The sequence below is a fragment of the Roseibium sp. Sym1 genome (assembly GCF_027359675.1).
Lineage (GTDB): Bacteria > Pseudomonadota > Alphaproteobacteria > Rhizobiales > Stappiaceae > Roseibium.
This window is the reverse complement of the sequence record NZ_CP114788.1, coordinates 63,526-80,860: the sequence shown is the minus strand read 5'-3', so window position 1 is coordinate 80,860 and position 17,335 is coordinate 63,526. Positions and strand designations below refer to the sequence as shown.

The 17,335-nt window shown below is 57.6% G+C and carries 15 protein-coding genes; 5 read left to right on the top strand and 10 right to left on the bottom strand.

Going from position 1 to position 17,335, the window contains the following annotated elements; genetic code table 11:
- The 3 genes from O6760_RS31935 to traA are packed head-to-tail and all read right to left on the bottom strand — an operon-like array spanning position 1 to position 5,091.
- Positions 1-1,251 carry a conjugal transfer protein TraB gene (locus O6760_RS31935; protein WP_267480489.1) on the bottom strand — a complete coding sequence of 417 codons (1,251 nt, stop codon included), beginning with the start codon at positions 1,249-1,251 and terminating at the stop codon, positions 1-3.
- Positions 1,160-1,654 (bottom strand): conjugative transfer signal peptidase TraF, encoded by a 495-nt coding sequence (gene traF / locus O6760_RS31930; RefSeq protein WP_228873492.1) that lies wholly within the window; start codon positions 1,652-1,654, stop codon positions 1,160-1,162. The genes O6760_RS31935 and traF overlap by 92 nt, the downstream gene beginning before the upstream one ends.
- 59 nt (positions 1,655-1,713) lie before the next feature.
- Positions 1,714-5,091: a Ti-type conjugative transfer relaxase TraA gene (traA, locus tag O6760_RS31925; protein WP_269586479.1), complete on the bottom strand. Its 3,378-nt coding sequence runs from the start codon at positions 5,089-5,091 to the stop codon at positions 1,714-1,716.
- A 608-nt stretch (positions 5,092-5,699) separates the two neighbouring features.
- Here traA and O6760_RS31920 point away from each other — a divergent pair.
- From O6760_RS31920 to traG, 3 genes are read left to right on the top strand one after another with little or no spacing between them, the layout of a single operon-like run.
- The gene (locus O6760_RS31920) at positions 5,700-5,951 is read left to right on the top strand and encodes a TraC family protein (protein WP_168693775.1); all 252 of its coding nucleotides are present in this window, start codon (positions 5,700-5,702) and stop codon (positions 5,949-5,951) included.
- 43 nt (positions 5,952-5,994) lie between these two features.
- Entirely contained in the window at positions 5,995-6,255 is a 261-nt protein-coding gene (gene traD / locus O6760_RS31915) for a conjugal transfer protein TraD (RefSeq protein ID WP_332306235.1), read from the top strand.
- Complete coding sequence (gene traG / locus O6760_RS31910; RefSeq protein WP_269586478.1) at positions 6,176-8,095, top strand: Ti-type conjugative transfer system protein TraG; 1,920 nt, start codon at positions 6,176-6,178, stop codon at positions 8,093-8,095. Before traD ends, traG begins: the two co-directional genes overlap by 80 nt.
- 33 nt (positions 8,096-8,128) lie before the next feature.
- Here the strand turns inward: traG and O6760_RS31905 are convergent, their stop codons facing one another.
- The 3 genes from O6760_RS31905 to O6760_RS31895 form a co-directional block, all read right to left on the bottom strand.
- Complete coding sequence (locus tag O6760_RS31905) at positions 8,129-8,422, bottom strand: type II toxin-antitoxin system RelE/ParE family toxin (RefSeq protein ID WP_075282926.1); 294 nt, start codon at positions 8,420-8,422, stop codon at positions 8,129-8,131.
- Entirely contained in the window at positions 8,419-8,667 is a 249-nt protein-coding gene (locus tag O6760_RS31900; protein WP_075282925.1) for a type II toxin-antitoxin system ParD family antitoxin, read from the bottom strand. Before O6760_RS31900 ends, O6760_RS31905 begins: the two co-directional genes overlap by 4 nt.
- A gap of 245 nt (positions 8,668-8,912) precedes the next feature.
- Positions 8,913-9,077, bottom strand: coding sequence for a hypothetical protein (locus O6760_RS31895; RefSeq protein ID WP_168693765.1), 165 nt, complete (start codon positions 9,075-9,077; stop codon positions 8,913-8,915).
- Positions 9,078-9,440: 363 nt separating this feature from the next.
- On the opposite strand from O6760_RS31895, the gene O6760_RS31890 reads away from it, so the two are divergent.
- On the top strand, positions 9,441-9,701 hold the full coding sequence (locus O6760_RS31890) for a WGR domain-containing protein (RefSeq protein WP_269586477.1): 261 nt from the start codon (positions 9,441-9,443) through the stop codon (positions 9,699-9,701).
- 87 nt (positions 9,702-9,788) lie between these two features.
- On the opposite strand, the gene O6760_RS31885 is transcribed toward O6760_RS31890, so the two are convergent.
- The 3 genes from O6760_RS31885 to O6760_RS31875 all read right to left on the bottom strand — a co-directional run bounded on the left by O6760_RS31885 (position 9,789) and on the right by O6760_RS31875 (position 12,215).
- Complete coding sequence (locus tag O6760_RS31885; RefSeq protein WP_075282947.1) at positions 9,789-10,106, bottom strand: DUF736 domain-containing protein; 318 nt, start codon at positions 10,104-10,106, stop codon at positions 9,789-9,791.
- 723 nt (positions 10,107-10,829) lie between these two features.
- Positions 10,830-11,759: an ArdC family protein gene (locus O6760_RS31880; protein WP_269586476.1), complete on the bottom strand. Its 930-nt coding sequence runs from the start codon at positions 11,757-11,759 to the stop codon at positions 10,830-10,832.
- Positions 11,760-12,029: 270 nt separating this feature from the next.
- Positions 12,030-12,215: a hypothetical protein gene (locus O6760_RS31875; protein WP_269586475.1), complete on the bottom strand. Its 186-nt coding sequence runs from the start codon at positions 12,213-12,215 to the stop codon at positions 12,030-12,032.
- A 505-nt stretch (positions 12,216-12,720) separates the two neighbouring features.
- On the opposite strand from O6760_RS31875, the gene O6760_RS31870 reads away from it, so the two are divergent.
- Positions 12,721-16,176, top strand: a complete 3,456-nt coding sequence (locus tag O6760_RS31870; protein WP_075282922.1) for a class I SAM-dependent DNA methyltransferase — start codon at positions 12,721-12,723, stop codon at positions 16,174-16,176.
- A 232-nt stretch (positions 16,177-16,408) separates the two neighbouring features.
- Here O6760_RS31870 and O6760_RS31865 read toward each other — a convergent pair whose 3' ends face one another.
- Entirely contained in the window at positions 16,409-16,996 is a 588-nt protein-coding gene (locus tag O6760_RS31865; RefSeq protein WP_075282921.1) for a hypothetical protein, read from the bottom strand.
- Between the last annotated feature and the right edge of the window lie 339 nt (positions 16,997-17,335).

Sequence of the window (17,335 nt, the reverse complement as noted above, 5' to 3'; positions counted from 1 at the left end):
TCACTCGTTGAATGCGATCACCAGCGGCACATCGAACAGCTTTGCCCATGCCGTGACGCTGGCGCGTTGAATGTCGGTAATGTTGCTTTCACCCGTCCACCAGCCGTTGCCGATCGCAACGATTGCGTCTGAGCCCATGGCCATGGATTGCAGAACGGGCCAAACGAGGAGCTGTTCGTAGCAGATCAGAGGCGCGGCACGGGTGCCTGCAACCTGTGTGACGGGATTATCGAAGAAGTAGGCGTTGGCGCCGTCTCCATCGCCCGTGAGCCGCCGCCAGGGCTGCCACATCGAGACCGGAACCGGAATGCGCTCGCGATAGAAGATCCGCGATCCGCTTCCCGAAATCTCCACCATGACTGTGTCGTAGCCAGTCCTTTGAACAACAGCGGCTCCTCCGATCACAGTCACCGGCAGTTCGGACAAAGCGTCCGTCCAAAGCTTTTCCGTCGTCGGCGTCCATAGTCCAAGAGCGCTTTCGGGAAGGACGGCGACTTTCGCCCCCTGCCCGGCCGCCCTTCGAACCATGAGAATGGTTTCCCGCTGCTGCTCATAACCGGCAAGCTGTCCAGCCCCTTCGTAACCGAAAGTGGTGTTGATGCCGGTCCAACCCTCGATTACCTTTGGCTCTGTCCAGAATGCGGCGGACCAGGCAGCACAACCGGCCACCACCGGAACCGCGATCCGCCAAAGGTTTGTGGTCATCATGAGCAACAGGATCGCGGTCGCTGCCAGCCCAAACCAGCTCCACCCCGGAAAGAGCACTCCGGCCGCTGTGATCGGACTGGCCCAACCCACGATCCCGAAGGGTGGCAGGCTCATCAGAACACTTGCGATCAGGTAGCGCAGCATTCGTGGCCATCCGGATCTGCGCGTCCAAAGTACCGAATGAACGGCGACAAAGACGAGCGATGCCGCGAACCACAGCCCCAGGCCGATTGCATATTGGGAGCCGAAGAAGATGCTGGCGCCCTGCGGCAAGCCCCGTGACGCTCCAAGGAAATGCGCGGCGGCCACCAGTGCCGACACGGATCGCGACGGGGCGTAAGCCCAGAAAGCCGGAAACAGCATTCCGGCCGGCAACAGGAGCACGTTCCCGGACCAGCCGATTGTGGCGGTCGCCATGCCTCCCAGAATACAAAACAGACTGCGCGCAAACTTAAGGCTGGAAGGTGAACACTTCTCGCGCCAGGCCGAGAACGCCACCCGCCGGAATGGGTCCAAAATATCTTGAGTCAAAGGAAGCCACATAGTCGGAATGAACAAAGAGCGCGCCGACAGGAACGACGCCCTCGGTAAAGGCGGTCAAGGCGCGCCCCTGCCCGTCCGCCTCTTGAATGGAAGAATGCGCCAGGCGAGCACCATCGATGGCCACCTGGTCGCCCTCGATGGCGATGGTTTGCCCGGGCAGGGCGACGACAGTTTTGATAAGCGGTGCTATCCCGCCTTCACAGAGACCCGCGGGAAGATAGAGGCGTTCCCGAGCCAGTTTGATCGCCGGCGCATCTGCGGGCGGACAGATGAACAGGGTGTCGCCCACGTTAACTTCGCGGGAGAGCGCCTCGATCCGCCAAAGTCCGAGCGGAAAGCTCGGTGTTGTGTTGATCCGGTATCCGCCGAAGGTTCCGGCCGCGGCAATGCCGCCAACTACCATTCCGGCAAACGACAGGATCAGCAGAGCCCCTCGCCTGTCCTTCCGCCTCACCTCGTTTATCACCGGGTCATGCCCTGATCTTTGGAAACATTCTGTTTCAGGGCTTGTGCCTGAGCTTGCTCGTGAGAAAGCCTTTTGGCGTTGATTTTCTGGATGGCATTGAACTTCGGCCATGCCTCCGCAAACCTGGCCCGGTTTTCATCGGCAACCCGGGCAGCCGCCTTCTCAAAGGCAGGTCCTTCGGGTTTCATTCCTGCCACGAATGCGCGCTCTCCGAACCGCCGGTCCAACTTTGCGGCAACTTCACCGAGTTCCGCTTCAACCATTTTGTCCGCCAGAAGGAAAGACAGGCCGCTACTTAGATCGTTCCGGTCGATGGCATCACGGATCCGCGACAAGACCGTCTCGGCCGCGGGTGACAGCGCTGGAATATCGACACGCGACAGATCGCGTTCGCGCTCCAGTTCCACGGTACTTGAAGTTACGATCTCGGCCCTCAGACGGATATAGGTTTTCACATCATCGCTGAGCTGCGGAACGTTGGTCAGCGCCTGCTCGCGGATTTCGCGGGTAGTCTTGCCCGCCAGCATGCCCGCCTTGCCGCGCAGCGCACCGAACTGCTCGGGCGCATTGGCCAGCGCTTCCGCGAGCCTGTCGCGAGCCGTGGTTTGCGCTTCGCCACTCAACGTCACGATGTCCTCGATCCGCATCGCCTTGACGGCCTCTTCCGGCCGCTCGAATACAAGCCGGGCGCGGTTCTGGACTTCGATCCAATGAGTTGTCAACGTGGCATCCGACTGCAACTTGGCCTCCACAGTGTCAGAGATGGACATGGCCCACATCGTCACACCCGCGATCCAGGGTTGTGTTGTGGCAGGATGTTCGCGCGATTGTATTTGGACGGTATTCGTCTCCCCTGCAAGACTTCGCTCAAAACCGTTCAAGCCAATCCCCAGCTTTTCACCGAGGGACAATAGCCGCTCACCGAGCTCCGAGAGTTTGGCCTTCTGCTCGGCAAACCAGCGGCGCTGGTTCTGGACCATGGCCTTGGCAACCCGAAGCCCATAGAGCCCCCGGCTATTGGCGTAGCTGAGTGCCTGGGCATAGAGTTCCGAGCCGGCATAATCGAGCGTCGTATCTTTCGCGCCCTTCCTGGAAAGCACTTCTATCAATCCGCCATTCTTCGCGAAGGACAACGCGCCGTGATAGAGCTTCACGTCCTCCCGGTGCCTGGTCATCGCCACATAGGTCAGATGCCGGTCGAGGGAGAGCGTTGCCAGCACCTTCACCTTGTCGACGGTGGCGCCTTGCGATTTGTGGATCGTTGTCGCGTAGCCATGATCGACATTGCGATAGGTCTTCTGACTGACCTCTACACGCCGGGTCTGGTTCGAACCGATATCCCCAATCTCAGCGAGGATGCGCCCCTCGCCTGCTTCGACCACGCGGCCGATCATCCCGTTCTTGACGTTCAGCTCCCGGTCGTTCTTCAGGAAGACAATCTGGTCGCCGGCGGCAAAGAACCGCTCACCCTCCTCCGTGCGGAACCTTCTGCCAGTCTCGATCACGCCGCGGTCAATCAGCACTTGCCGCGCCATCCGGTTGAGCCGGTGCACATCTTCCCGCAAATGCGCCAGCATCAGCATCGACTTCGACGGATCGTAGTCGCGCGACCAGTCGTCGATCAGCTTCCCAAAAACCTGATCCTTGAGCGGCATGCTGACGACATGACCGTTTGCCCGATAGGCATGGATCGCGTTCGCGACATTGCCGCGTGCTAGATCCATCGACGCATCGCGCATCCATTGTTCACGTTGCCGGTAGATCGTGCCGAGTTCCGCGTATCCGGTTCGATCGGTCAACGACCGGAAGGCAGCGCCCGCTTCAATCGGCTGCAGCTGTTCCGCGTCTCCGATCAGAACGAGTTTGGCTCCCGCCTTCGCGATCGTTTCGACAAAGACGCTCATCTGTCGGCTATCGACCATGCCGGCTTCATCGATCACGAACACGGACCTTTTGTCAGGGAGCCGCTCGCCACGTCCCCAGGACAATTGCCAGGATGCCAAAGTGCGCGATGCGATCCCGGCTTCCTTCTCCAGTCCCTCGGCAGCCTTGCCTGCAAGCGCGGCACCAAAAACCTGATAGCCGTTTGCCTCCCATACCTGACGCGCGGCTTTCATCATCGTGGTCTTGCCCGCCCCAGCCCGGCCGACGACCGACGCCATGCGCTCGTCACCCGTGATGCGCTCGATCGCAACACGCTGCTCATCGGAAAGTTTTTTGACACTGACAAGCACACCATCACGCAAACGCGCATCCACGCCATGCGAGGAAACGGACACAAGATGATCCGCCCGCCGCGCCATCTCTGCCTCAAGCCGCATCATCTCCCGGCTGGTAAACTTCGCCGGTTCCATTTCGCCGGTTTCCGGATCAACCGCTTCGACCGCAAGCTTCACAAGGTTTGGAGAATTCAGAACGCGTGCAAGCAGGTCATGGAATTTAGCCTCATCGTCCACGTAGCGGTGAAGGTATTTGGCAATGTCTCGTTCATCGAAAACGCTCTTCTCGCGCGTGATTGCGTCAATGACGATTTCCGGCCGGCGCGTGATCCGCCTGACATTCTCAAGCCGGCTTTCCGCATGCCATGACGAGCGTTCCAGACCGGCATCACGCCCTTGCGCTTTTGCCTGGCTAACAATGTTACGCGCCTGCACACCGATCTTCGATGTCGGCAGCAGTTCGATCCCCTGGGCCTCAAAACTGCGATGATCAATCCGCGCATCGTGCCCGGCTTGTTCCAGGCTCTTGTTCGCATGAACGGCCCAAAGCTCACGCCACTGTTTCAGCGTTTCCTTGTCGCCCGCCCAGGCTCGATATTGGATCTTTCCATTCTTCTGGCTGCCTTTCCGAACCGGCTCGCCATTCTCGTCGAGAAGCGTTTCCCACTTCGACCCGAAGCCCTTCTCGGTGAGCGGCGCCATCGTCAACATGACATGGACATGAGGATTGTTTTCCTTGTCGTGATAGACCCAGTCCGCGATCATGCCCCGCGATGTGAAGGCTTGCCCAACATAGCCCTGCACCAGGGCAACGTTCTCCGGGCGGCTGAGTTCAGACGGCAGCGCCAAGACAATCTCACGGGCAAGCTGTGCGTTGACGCGCGTCTCATGCGCCTCAACCGCATTCCAGAGCGCTTCACTGGCACCCGCTACACTCCGACCGTCGATCAGCGTCCGGAACCATTCCGGCGTCTGATCAGGCAGCGCCAGTTCTTCATGCACCAGATCGCCGTCCTTGTGCGCATAGTCGAATGTCATGTGATCGGAGTCGTTCGACACCGTCATTTGGGCGCGATGCCGGTAAGCGGCCGCCGCAACACTCGACCGGCCCGCGCTCCTGGAAATCACCTGGACATGGAAATGGTAGATGGCCATCGAGGGCAGGGATTCCGGATGTGAAGAGGCTGGCGGGGACGATCGAAGAGGACAGCGGAGAGACAAAGCGCCAGAACGGCGAAGGCGGGGATTGCAGCCCATTGGTTGCAATTCAACTCTCATACCATCACGGGATTGCAGATGCAATCCTATAAGTGCGCTCTTGCACTCAACGATTGAAAATCGTTTCCGCTTGAGAGCTATCGCCGTTTGCGGCGATAGGACGCTGGAAGCGCCGCCCTGGCTTCAGAAAAACTCCGTTCTCTGCCGGTCTGCCGTGCGGGTGATGTGGCAAGTCCGCCACCGCCCAGATCCGATTTACCACAGGCTTCGGCTTTCTCTTCAGCGCTTTATGGGGAGCGCGTTCAAGCCTTCGCCTGCTCCGTCCGGTTTTCTTCAAAACCGGACTGCGGCCCTCACGGGCTGGAAAACCGGATCTTCAGGGAGCGCTTCAGCTTGCCGCGAGGCCGCTCCGCTTTTTTCGAAGCGGACTCCTTCTTGGTTGTATCCACGACAAGTTTTGCAACCAAGCTCGACTTGAGGAATATGACACGCTATGAGCGAGCCCTCTCCCTTTAAACAACCCATTTAAAATCAAGGAAAATCTGATGGCTCCGCGCACTTCCAAAACCGCATCCGAGCAGATCGACGACATCGAAGCTCAGATTGCCAAGCTCCAGCAGAAGAAAAGGCAGGTGCTCAAAAAGCAGTCCGAGCGCGTCGCCAAGCTCGTCATGGAGAGCGGCCTCGCCGAACTCGACATTGATGAGTCTGAACTCGCCAAAGCCTTGAACGACCTCGCCGCCCGATTTCAAAAGCCGGCCGCTTCACAAGCTCACGCTGCAGCTCCGCAGAATTGAAGGGCAATTCAGAAGTCTAGAAAACCGGATAAGGCGAACACGATTGCTGGACCGCAAGAAAGACGCACGCGAAAAAATCCAGCTCGGCGGTCTCATCGTCAAAGCCGGGCTTCGCGAGACAGACAAGGCCATCCTTCTCGGCATTCTCATGGATGCATCGAAGCGCCTTGGCGACATGAATGAGCGCGACAGATGGCGCGCGATCGGAAAGGCTGCATTCAAGAATGACACTCAAAAGGGCGCTGCTGTTCCTGATCCCGATAGCCTTGATGCTGATAGCGCAATGGGGCCTCACCGGAATTGAAACCAGGCTGGCTTCTTTCGCCACGACGCAGAAAGCCTATCTGTTGCTCGGCCGGACCGGGCTTACCCTTCCCTTTCTTGTCTCTGCCGGGCTGGGCCTCATCGTTCTCTTCTCAGCGCGCGGCAGTCTCGACATCAAATGGGCTGGCTTCGGTGTGCTGACCGGCGGCCTGATGGTTTTTGCTATTGCTGCGCTACGGGAGGCGCTACGGCTCAATGCTTTCGCGGCGCAAGTACAGCCTGGGTCGGTTCTGCAGTACGCCGATCTCTATTCGATCGGTGGTGCGGTCGGAGCGCTCTTTGTCGGTCTGTTCGGTTTGAAAGTAGGCTTGAAGGGCAACAGTGCCTTCGGCGACAACCGGCCGAAACGGGTTTCCGGCCGCAGAAGCATCCACGGCGAAAGCGATTGGATGGACGGTAAGACCGCCGCGAAGATGTTTGCAGAGAACGGAGGTATCGTCATCGGAGAACGCTATCGCGTCGATCAGGACAGCGTATCGGAAATCAATTTCGATCCGCGCCACAACAACACCTGGGGCAAGGGCGGCAAGGCGCCCCTCGTCGCTTTCGACCAGGGCTTTGGATCCACACATGGCATCGTCTTCGCCGGCTCTGGAGGATACAAAACGACATCCGTGGTCATTCCCACCTGCCTCCAATATCCGGGTTCAATGATTGTTCTTGATCCGTCGACCGAAATTGCACCGATGGTGGCAGGCAGCCGCAACGCGATGGGCCAGAAGGTCATATGTCTCGATCCGAAAAACCGACAAGTCGGGTTCAATGTCCTCGACTGGATCGGTCAATTCGGCTCCTCGATGGAAGAGGACATGGCAACGGTTGCGGCCTGGCTCATGTCGGAGAAGCCGAGCATCGCCTCCGGAGCGGACGACTTCTTCCGCACCAATGCGGAACAGCTGATCACCAGCGTGATCGCCCATGTCGTCTTTTCCGACCTGGAGAATACCTCCGGCAAACGGTCGCTGCGCACGGTGCGCAGCATTCTCACCAAACCGGAAGAGAACCTGAAGGAGTTCCTGGCGGACATTCACGATACGGCGCCGAACGAGTTCGTGAAAGAACTCGTCGGCCCCTTCATCAACATGACGCCGCAAACCTTCTCCGGCGTCTATGCGACCGCCGCCAAGGAAACCCACTGGCTCTCCTATGAGACCTATGCCGCGCTCGTCTCCGGCAATACCTTCAAAACCGACATCATCGCCAACGGCCGGACAACAATCTTCCTCAACATCGATCTTTCCACCCTGGAAAATCATCCCGGCATGGCCCGGGTGATCATCGGTGCGTTTCTCAAAGCCGTTTACAACCGCGACGGAGACATCAACGGCCGGGTCTTGTTTCTTCTCGATGAGGCCGCGCGGCTCGGCTACATGCGCATCATCGAAACAGCTCGTGATGCCGGCCGCAAATATGGGATCTCGCTTCTGATGCTGTTCCAGTCGCTCGGCCAGATGCGGGAGGCCTTCGGCGGCCGCGACGCCACATCCAAGTGGTTTGAATCCGCTTCCTGGGTCTCCTTCGCCGCGGTCAACGATCCGGACACCGCGCGGTATATTTCTGAGCGCTGTGGCATGACGACAATCGAGGTCGAACAGGTCAGCCGCTCCTCACGCGGCGGGCAAGTTTCGCGAAACCGCTCCCGGCAGCTCTCTCAGCGTCCTCTCATTCAGCCGCATGAAGTTCTGCAGATGCGGTCCGATGAGCAGATTGTTTTCACCAGCGGGAATGAGCCGCTGCGGTGTGGCCGGGCGATGTTCTTTCGAAGGAAGGAGATGACTGAAAAAGTGACGGCGTCGCGGTTCGGAACAGAGCGACGGTAAGGATGCGGGAACCCTCCTGGTCCACGCCAATTGCTATGTCGGTAGATTCCGGCTCACGTCCTGCCTCTGGTGCAATATGCGGATGACCTCCAACCGGTCAACGTGATCACGGAAATAGACCATGTGCACTCCCGTAGCATACTTCAGATACCCGGCACGCACATCTACCGGCCTGCCTCGCCGGTCACCGGAAGCCAGACCAAAGCAGGCGTCCCTTATCTCGTCAAGGTAGCGATCTGCTTGATCCAGACCCCAAATCTCAACGCTGTGATCCCAAATGTGCTCAAGGTCCATTTTTGCTGCGGGAGAGAAGACAAGAACCTTCATCGGCTCTCATACTCTGCACGTTTGCGTGCCTTGAATTCATCGAAATCAAAAGGCTGGGGTTCGCCCGAGCGTTCCCCGGCAATCAACGCATCCTGCAGCGCCTTTACCTTCGCCTCATGTTCCTCCAGTAGCCGCAACCCCGCCCGCACGACGTCGCTGGCGGAGCCGTAGCGGCCTGTCTGCACCTGATCGCTGATAAACCCGGTGAAATGATCCCCAAGCGTTACGGACGTGTTCCGGGCCATTGGTGCTCTCCTATTTCTGAGGCATTCTTTAGTACCAATATGTATTACACGAAAGGCAAACAGACAAGAACGAGCTTGGAGTTGACACCGGCAATTAGTCGCTCGAATGCGGACGTCCGTGAGAACCGTTTTCACCGGGAATGACAATTCTAAAACCGAGGAGGCAATCTGCCGGTCGTCAAACAAGCCTTGGTCCGGTCGATCCGGGCCAAGGCTTTCCATCGCGAAGACGAGAAACGGCCGCCTTATAAGGGCGGCACGCTTTCGATTGTTTTGTCCTGATCCGACGCAATGACCGCAAGCTCTGCTCTCAGCATCTCCAGCTCTGCCGTTATCTGGCAGCGCTCGCCGGCATCGACAGCGTTGCGAAGCTCTGCGCGAAGTTCTTCAATCTGGATTTCAAGGTGCATCGTCATCTCCTCTTGATTGTCTTTGAAAGATGACGCCCGAAGGTGTGGCGGTGAGGCTGGGTCAGGGATCGCGCAAGCGACCGCCGGCGGCGGCGCGCGGGGGTGCCGATTTTCTGGCGTAGCCGGAAAATTGGGGGGACCGTGCGTCCTTGGGGCAGACTTGCCGCCGCACTACACTCGGGCGATCTGAGCAGACCAGGCCTCACCCGGTTTCGGCTAGAAAAGAAGGCTGCCGCGTTCGAAGCGCGACAGCCTTGTCAGCATTCGAAAAGGGAAACACGCATGAATGGTATGAATCGATTGAGGGTCATCGATTCATATAACTCATTGGACGGAGCCAGCATCGTCAGAGAGACTCTTCCCATGCCCTCACAAAAGCTCGCGCCCATCCATCTTCGCCGCATCGACCCGGCCCGGAACATGCGGCGGTTCTATTGTCTCACCGTGCAGCCCACGCTGTTTGGCGGCGCTTCGCTCATTCGCGATTGGGGGCGTATCGGAACCCGGGGACAGACGATGATGGAGACATTTGACTGCCCGGCCGATGCCACCAATGCCCTGGTGCGGATAGAGCGGACCAAGAAGCGGCGGGGATATCGGGAGACAATCGCCGGCGCCGAATAACGTCTGCACCGATCAGGTGACAGATGCGCTGTGCTCGGGTAATGGCGATCGAGGGCCCGCTTGTGGCGAGGCCCTCGTGCTGGTCGCTTAGTCGCGGTTGCCGTTCGGGCGGGACCAGATGAGCTGCAGGCCTTCCTGACCTTCCACCTCGATGAGGGTGGCGTAGATCGGAGCGGGGAAGCTCGGGTCGTCCAGCTTGACCGAGATGTAGTCGCGCTCGGTGTCTTTCGCCTGCTTCTGCCATCCGGCTCCGAGTTCGACCGAACCGGAGTAGATGCGGAACTGCGGGCCGTTTTCGGAAGGGTTTTCGACGCGCTCGAGGCGGGCCTTGACGTTGAGGGCCAGCGTCTTGATCTGACCGGTGAAGCCGTTCTTCGTGGTGGTGAATGTGCCGATGTTTGCCATTGTCTTCATTCCTTCGATGTTTCGGGCCACGACCATCGCGGCCTCGATGGCTGTCGAAGAGACCGGGAACGATCGGCGCGCATTCCAGCGGAACCGAAATGAAATGGAGGACGGCGGAAAGACACTTTCTTGGCTACCCGCGAGGAATTCGAACGCCAGTTCGAAGGGGAAGAAAGTATCTAGCCGCCGTTGCGTCAAGCCGAGCGAGGCGAAGCCGGGTCCCGGTCAGACATGCCTCAATCGAGACCGCTTTGGGCGGCGCGTATGTGACATTTTAAGGAAATGAAGACCTGCAAACGTCGTATCCGATCCACCGATCCACGGCGGCGCACGAGACGAGAATGAGCGTGCGTTATTGGCGTTGATGCCAGTCCGGGGAATTGTCGATCTTTAAGCTCCGAACAGACCGGCAATCCCTGCTTTGTCCGCGTACGTCCAGCGGCAGGTCGGGGTGGCAAAAGCTGGCGACGGAAAGGGGAACCGGTGCATATTGCATCAATGCTTCTGACACGGGCTCTCGCTTTTCCTGTGCCGTTTCAGTCGAATGGTGGTGCAGTGATCTCCTGCTGCCCTGGACCAAGTCGAGGACACTGGCCCGACTGCGCTGTGCCGCCATCATCATGGAAAGCGTCGTCGATTGTACGCCGGCACCTGGCGAAAGTACGCGCAGGTGCATGACGGAGGGCTGATTGCCCTCCGCGGTGGCATCAGTTAGGGAAAGTATCAGGCCGCCTGCCGGTCTTCGCTGACCTGTGTGGGCTGAAGAGCGTGCAGATAGGTCACCGCGCGCTGTGCATGGGCCGCCGCCTGAAAAATCGCCCGCTTGTCACCCTTGAGGACATTGAGCCAGGACTGAAGGTAGCTGGCGTGATCCGGCCGGGGCTCGAGCTCCGGCGCGATGCCGAGATCGGCGCAGAGAAAACAGCTTCCGAGTTCGGCCACGAGCTCTTCGCGTGCACGTTCGGTGCGGTCCTTGTGGTAACGTGACAGGTCGCGTCCGACCCTGCTTTCTGGTGCAGTCCAGTGGACATGCTCGTGGCTGAGGACAGCGACGTAGGATGCAGCGTCCCGAAACGTCTCGAAGGGCGGCATCTGGATGTGATCGCTTGCCGGCGCGTAGAAGGCTTTCGATCCGCCGTGGCGGATGATCGCACCGGTGTTGGCGAAGAACCGGTCCGCGTACTCGATCCGTTCGACCGGATCGATGACCTTGTCGGGCCGGTGGTAATAGTGGTCCGGAAGCCCGTCGATCTGGTCGCAGTTGAAGACCGTGTACGTCTTCAGAAACGGGATATCGCGTTCGACCTCATCGCCGCGGGAATCCGTTTCGGTCTTGGTGAAGCGGCTGGCATAGACGACGGTTGCGCCGGTCTCGCCCTTACGGACCTGCGCGCCGATCTGGCTGGCCTGCCGGTAAGTCATCCAGAGCGGTGCTTCAAAGCCGCGGGCCAGGCTCTCCGACCAGAGCAGCAGAACGTTGATGCCCGTGTATGGCTCGCCTGTGTGTCTGAGCGGCCGTGTGATCCGGCCATTGAGCCTTCCCGCGCTCCAGGGTTTTATCCAGGGGCGGGCTCCCTTCTCAAGATCTGCAACGATTTTGTCCGTGATCCGCCCGTAGATGTCGACGCGCGGACTTTTCTCTTTCCTTTTCATTTCCAAACCTCCTGAATTCAGGACCACGCCGATCGCGGTCCGTCACGGGGTCCGAAATGGCGGAGCTGAAGGCAGGAGCTGCACCCGAGCAGGGGTCCCATTGCGCATAGCGCGGCGGGGTGGTGAAGGGCCGGAACGCAGAGGAGGACGGCAACGCCGTTGCAGCTGCTGCCGGCTCCGCCCGGACTTTCCCGGGACGGGCCGCGGTCGGTGCTGCCGCGCAGCGGAAAAAGCGGCGCCAGGCGCCGCCATCAAGAATAAGTTGGGTCGTCAGTGGACGGAGTAGCCACCGCTGTAGGGGTCGTACTCGAAGACCACTTCGACATCGGCGTCTTCGATCTCGTCTGCCGGTAGGACGCCGTATTCACCGCCGGATTTAAAGAGGACGATCGGAGTCATGAGGGTGCGGGCGAGGTTCCAGGCGTGCTTCTGGGCGAGGGAAAGATCGTGCTGCATTTGAGGGCTCCATCGTTGGAGCGGGCCAATTCCCGCTCTTGATGGCTCCGTCAGTGTGCGGCTTAGCGGACGCGATCACCGCGCAGGCCAAAGCCAAGCGGCCGCAGCTCGCTAGCGGACCCTTTACGGGTTGATCGTGGAAGTCCGCGCCGTACCAGGAATGCCATCTCTCAAAGAGCGGGATTGGATTGCTTTATATGAAGCACCAGGGGTGTGTACGCTCTATTGCCGCAGAGTTCGGAAAGATTGATCAACCGACACTTTTGTCGTTGATTAGTACCGTCTACGATGAACTGAGTTGCAGGTATCCAAGACCAGACGTTCCCTACCTCTGCTAGTTAAAGCAGCGCGTTTAGGTCTCATTCCTGACGTAAAGAATTGTGCGTGACATTGGGCGATTGAGCAATTTTTTGTTGTTAAATAAGCGACCCCACTCTTATTGATAGGTAAAGGATTTTAATGCAATCTATTTTCTTTCGCTGAGAGAGTTTTTGGGAGTAAGCACTTGGCGGGGCATCAATATTCCGGAGACGTCGATAGGTTCATTGACAGATGGTCAGGTAGCGAAGGCGGTCAGGAACGTGCGAACTACGCACTGTTTCTGTCAGAGCTGTGTGATGTACTCGAGGTCGCCAGGCCCGAGCCAGCGTCAGCCGCGCACGAAAACAACGACTATGTGTTTGAACGCACAGTTAAAAGTCAATCGTTTGACGAGTCATTCAAACGGGGTCGCATTGATCTTTACAAACGTGGTTGTTTTATTCTGGAAGCCAAACAGACGCGTATTCGAGAGGTAGCCGCCAACACACCGGGCCAGGGTGACCTGTTTCAAATTGAGAATGCTGCGAGCTCTCAAACCGCACATGGTTGGGACGTTGTCATGACCAGCGCACGCAAGCAAGCGGAGGCATATGCGCGCAAGCTACCTGATGATCATCCGTATCCTCCATTCATTCTGACTTGTGATGTAGGGCGGCTCATCGAAGTGTTCGCCGACTTTTCCGAAACAGGACGGCATTATAGTCCTTTTCCAGATTCAAACGCCTTCCGCATTCATCTTGAAGACCTGAGAATCCCTGCCATACGACAACGGTTGGCCATGATTTGGTGCGACCCACACAAATTGGACCCTGCCAAGCAAAGCGCCAAGGTGACACGAGAAATTGCCGCCAGGCTGGCTGATGTGTCCAAAGCGCTAGAGGACAGGGGGCATGAAGCCAGTGAAGTGGCGCATTTCCTGATGCGCTGCCTGTTCACGATGTTTGTAGAAGATGTCGGATTGATCCCGCACGATGGTTTCACAAAAATCCTTGATGCGTGTGTCGAAAATCCTAAACGGTTTGCGCCCGATATGGAGCACCTGTGGCAAACCATGGACAAGGGTGAATACTCGCCGGTGATCGGCGAACAAATCCTTCGGTTCAATGGAAAGCTCTTCAAAAATGCTTCTGCACTCCGTCTAGAGGAGAACGAAATCTCTCTGCTTCGTCAGGCTGCGCAAGCAGATTGGCGGGATCTGGAGCCAGCGATTTTTGGTTCGCTGTTCGAAAAGGCACTTGACCCAGCGGAGCGAAAACGGCTTGGGGCACACTACACGCCGCGCCCTCACGTCGAACGCTTGGTGAACGCGACTATTTTGGAACCGCTTCAGGAAGACTGGTCTGACGTCAAGACAGTTGCCGCCAAGGAATTGCGAGCGGGTTCAAAGGCCAATGCGATCAATGAAATCTTAGCCTTCTTGCGAAAACTCGCAAGTATCAGGATCCTTGATCCAGCCTGTGGTACTGGTAATTTCTTGTATGTCGCGCTCATGCAAATGAAGCAGCTTGAGGGCGATGTTCTCACGGTGCTGGAAGATCTCGGCGGGGAGAATTCGGTCAAACGATTTCGAGAAATCTCGGTTATGCCCGAACAGTTTCTCGGGATGGAGATAAACAGTCGTGCTGTGCGAATTGCTGAACTGGTTTTATGGATTGGATATCTTCAGTGGCATCTTAAAACACGAAAAGGGCCGCCACCCGAACCTGTCATCCACGACAGTGATCATGTGATAGAAAAAGACGCCGTGCTCACTTGGGACGGCTATCCAGAACGTCCGCTCAAACGGGACGCGACCGGTAAACCGGTTCAAAAATATGGGGCGGATGGTGCTATTGATCCTGTATTTCTTTTGGCCAATCCACGCGTTCCCGTATGGCTTGATGCTGACTTTATTGTGGGAAATCCGCCGTTTATTGGCGGTAAAGATCTTCGCGCTCGACTTGGCGGCGACTACGCCGAAGCCTTGTGGAAGGCGCATCCCACGATAAATAATTCCGCAGACTTCGTGATGTATTGGTGGGACGCCTGCGCACGCCTGCTCGCGTCAAAGAAAACGAGACTTCGCCGTTTCGGCCTTGTGACCACGAACTCTATCACTCAAGTCTTCCAGCGGCGCGTCGTCGATCAACATTTGAACTCGAAAAAGCCGGTATCACTGGTGATGGCCATTCCGGACCATCCTTGGACAAAAGCCAGTAAGGATGCCGCAGCAGTGCGCATCGCCATGACTGTAGCTGCCGCAGGCGAACACGAAGGGGTGCTTGGCACAGTCACATCTGAAACTGGATTAGAGACGGACGACCCCAAGATTGGAATGATGATGACGAGAGGCAGGATCAATGCGGATCTAACCGTTGGGGTGGATGTTACAACTGTGAAGGGCCTTCTCTCTAACGCTGCCCTTTGTTCGCCCGGAGTGAAGCTTCATGGAGATGGATTCATTATTTCGGACACCAAAGCCATTGAGTTGGGCCTCGGTCGGAGAGAGGGTCTGGAGCACCATATTCGGGATTACCGGAACGGGCGCGATCTGACGTCGCGACCTCGTAGAGTAAAGGCAATTGACCTATTCGGACTGTCCAAGGATGAGGTTCGGCATAGGTTTCCTGAGGTGTACCAGCATCTTTTGATTACCGTAAGGAGCCAGCGAGAAATACAATTTCTAAAATCTCCGACGAAAGATGCTGCGAGCTATTTAGAAAAGTGGTTAGAATTCGGGAAACCCAGAACTGAACTACGGCCCGCGCTCGAAGACTTACCACGTTACATTGCGACTGTTGAAACTGCGAAGCATCGGGTGTTTCAGTTTTTGGATGCCGATATCTTGCCTGACAATATGTTGGTGGCGATAAGCTCCGGCGACGCTTTTCATCTTGGCGTACTCTCGTCGAGTATTCATAGGCTCTGGACCGCCAAACAGGGTGGCGCACTTGAGGATCGACCACGATATACGAAATCGCGTTGCTTCGATCCCTTCCCATTTCCGGAAACACCAGACGCTCTGAAACGAAGAATCCGACTCGTTGCCGAAGAATTGGATACTACTCGCAAACAGGTTTTAGAAGAGTATCCCGACCTTACTTTGACAGGATTATATAATGTATTGGAAAAACTCTACTTGCCACCAAGCGGTTTAAATAACAAGGACGAAGATGTCTGCCAGAGGGGGCGAGGCCTGATCCTCAAGGAGCTTCACGAGGAACTTGATGAGCTTGTGTTTCAAGCTTACGGATGGCCTAAAACCTTGAGCGATCAGGAAATATTGGGACGATTGGTGGAACTCAATACAGCGCGTGCGGCAGATGAACGGCGAGGGTTCATACGGTGGTTGCGCCCAGACTATCAAATTGACAAGTTCGGCCCGTTGGCGCACAGGGCGGACAAAGTTCAGACACTTGCGGTCGCGAGCGAAAAAAGAAAGAAACGGCCGTTCCCCAAAAAAGCGGCGGATCAAGCCGCCGAAATACGCAACTTAATGCTGGACGCCGAAGAGCCTGTCAGTGTGATGGATCTCGCATCAAGATATTCAAATTCGCGAAAAGTTGCCGATGATATTCAGGAACTGCTGAAAGCGCGTTGTGCTCTGGGCGAGGCAGAAAGTCACGACGGAGGACAAAGATACACAGCTGTTAGAGCTTGATTTACACCTGCGCATCTGCAGATGAAACAAACGTTCAATTCTGCTTTGAAGGACCCTACACTTAGGAGCTAAGCAAAGTTGCGCGCTGCAATTTTACGCACAGACAATCTTGGTAGAAATCGGAATCTTTCGGTGAGAACCCAAAGAACGATGACATTTAGTGATGTTCGACTTCATTCGCGTCGCGGCGCATGAACTTGAACGGGCGGAGCCGTAGCCCCGCCCCGACGGCTCACCCAAACGCCGCCATCTGCAATTCAGCCGCTTTCCGGTCGACGGACTGGCCGGGATTTTCGACCTGGCGCTGGAAGGGTTTCCAGGCCTCGCCGACAACGTCTTCATAGGCGGCCACGACGCCCTCGGCCGCACAGCGGAGCGCATGGGCCTGAAGTCCCATGTCAGCGGCGAACTCGCGTTTGCGCTGAGCAGCGCCGTCGAAACCGACGGGACCGTCGAGGTCCTCGTCACGCGTGTCATTGGCACCTTTGGCTGTCGCATCGCGTGCCTCGGTCACTGCCTTTGAATAGAACTGGCCGGCGCCGTGGGCGGAGCCGACATAGGATCCGACAATGCGCTGGAGATGGATCTGCATTGCCCGGTTGCCGAGGCCTTCATTGAGGGAGTCGGATGTATCGATGATCATCTGATGATGGAGATCGCGGATGCCGTCGCTGTCGATGACGGGAAGACCGAAGCTTTCAGAGATGAGGGAAGCCTGGGCACTGTCGGGGCAAGTGTGCCGGACCATTTCGAGGGTCGCAGCCTTGCGGAGCTGGACGACCTTGCCGGATTGACGGGAGGGACGGGCGTTGCTGGACATGGGAGTTCCTTTCCTTCGACGTTGGACCGAAGGCTTAAGCCGACCCCTGCCGGCCCTCCCTTCGGGCGCGGGCAAAAGAACCCGGCGGAAAGACGGAGGCATCAAGGTCCGCGCGGAACCAAGACAAGCGAACCTGTCCTGCGGGCCAGCAGGGCTTCTCAAGACCTGGCGCAGTCCCGCGGGACAGGTTTGACGAGGATGGGGCGTGTGGCCGCCCCGCGGCGCGTTAGCGGCCTTGAAGGCTCCGGCCGCCGGTTTACGGCCGCGTCCAGAACCGAAGGGAGGCCGGCAGGGGTGGCATTCCACCGGCGCCCATCATGAAGGGAATGACCGGTGCCC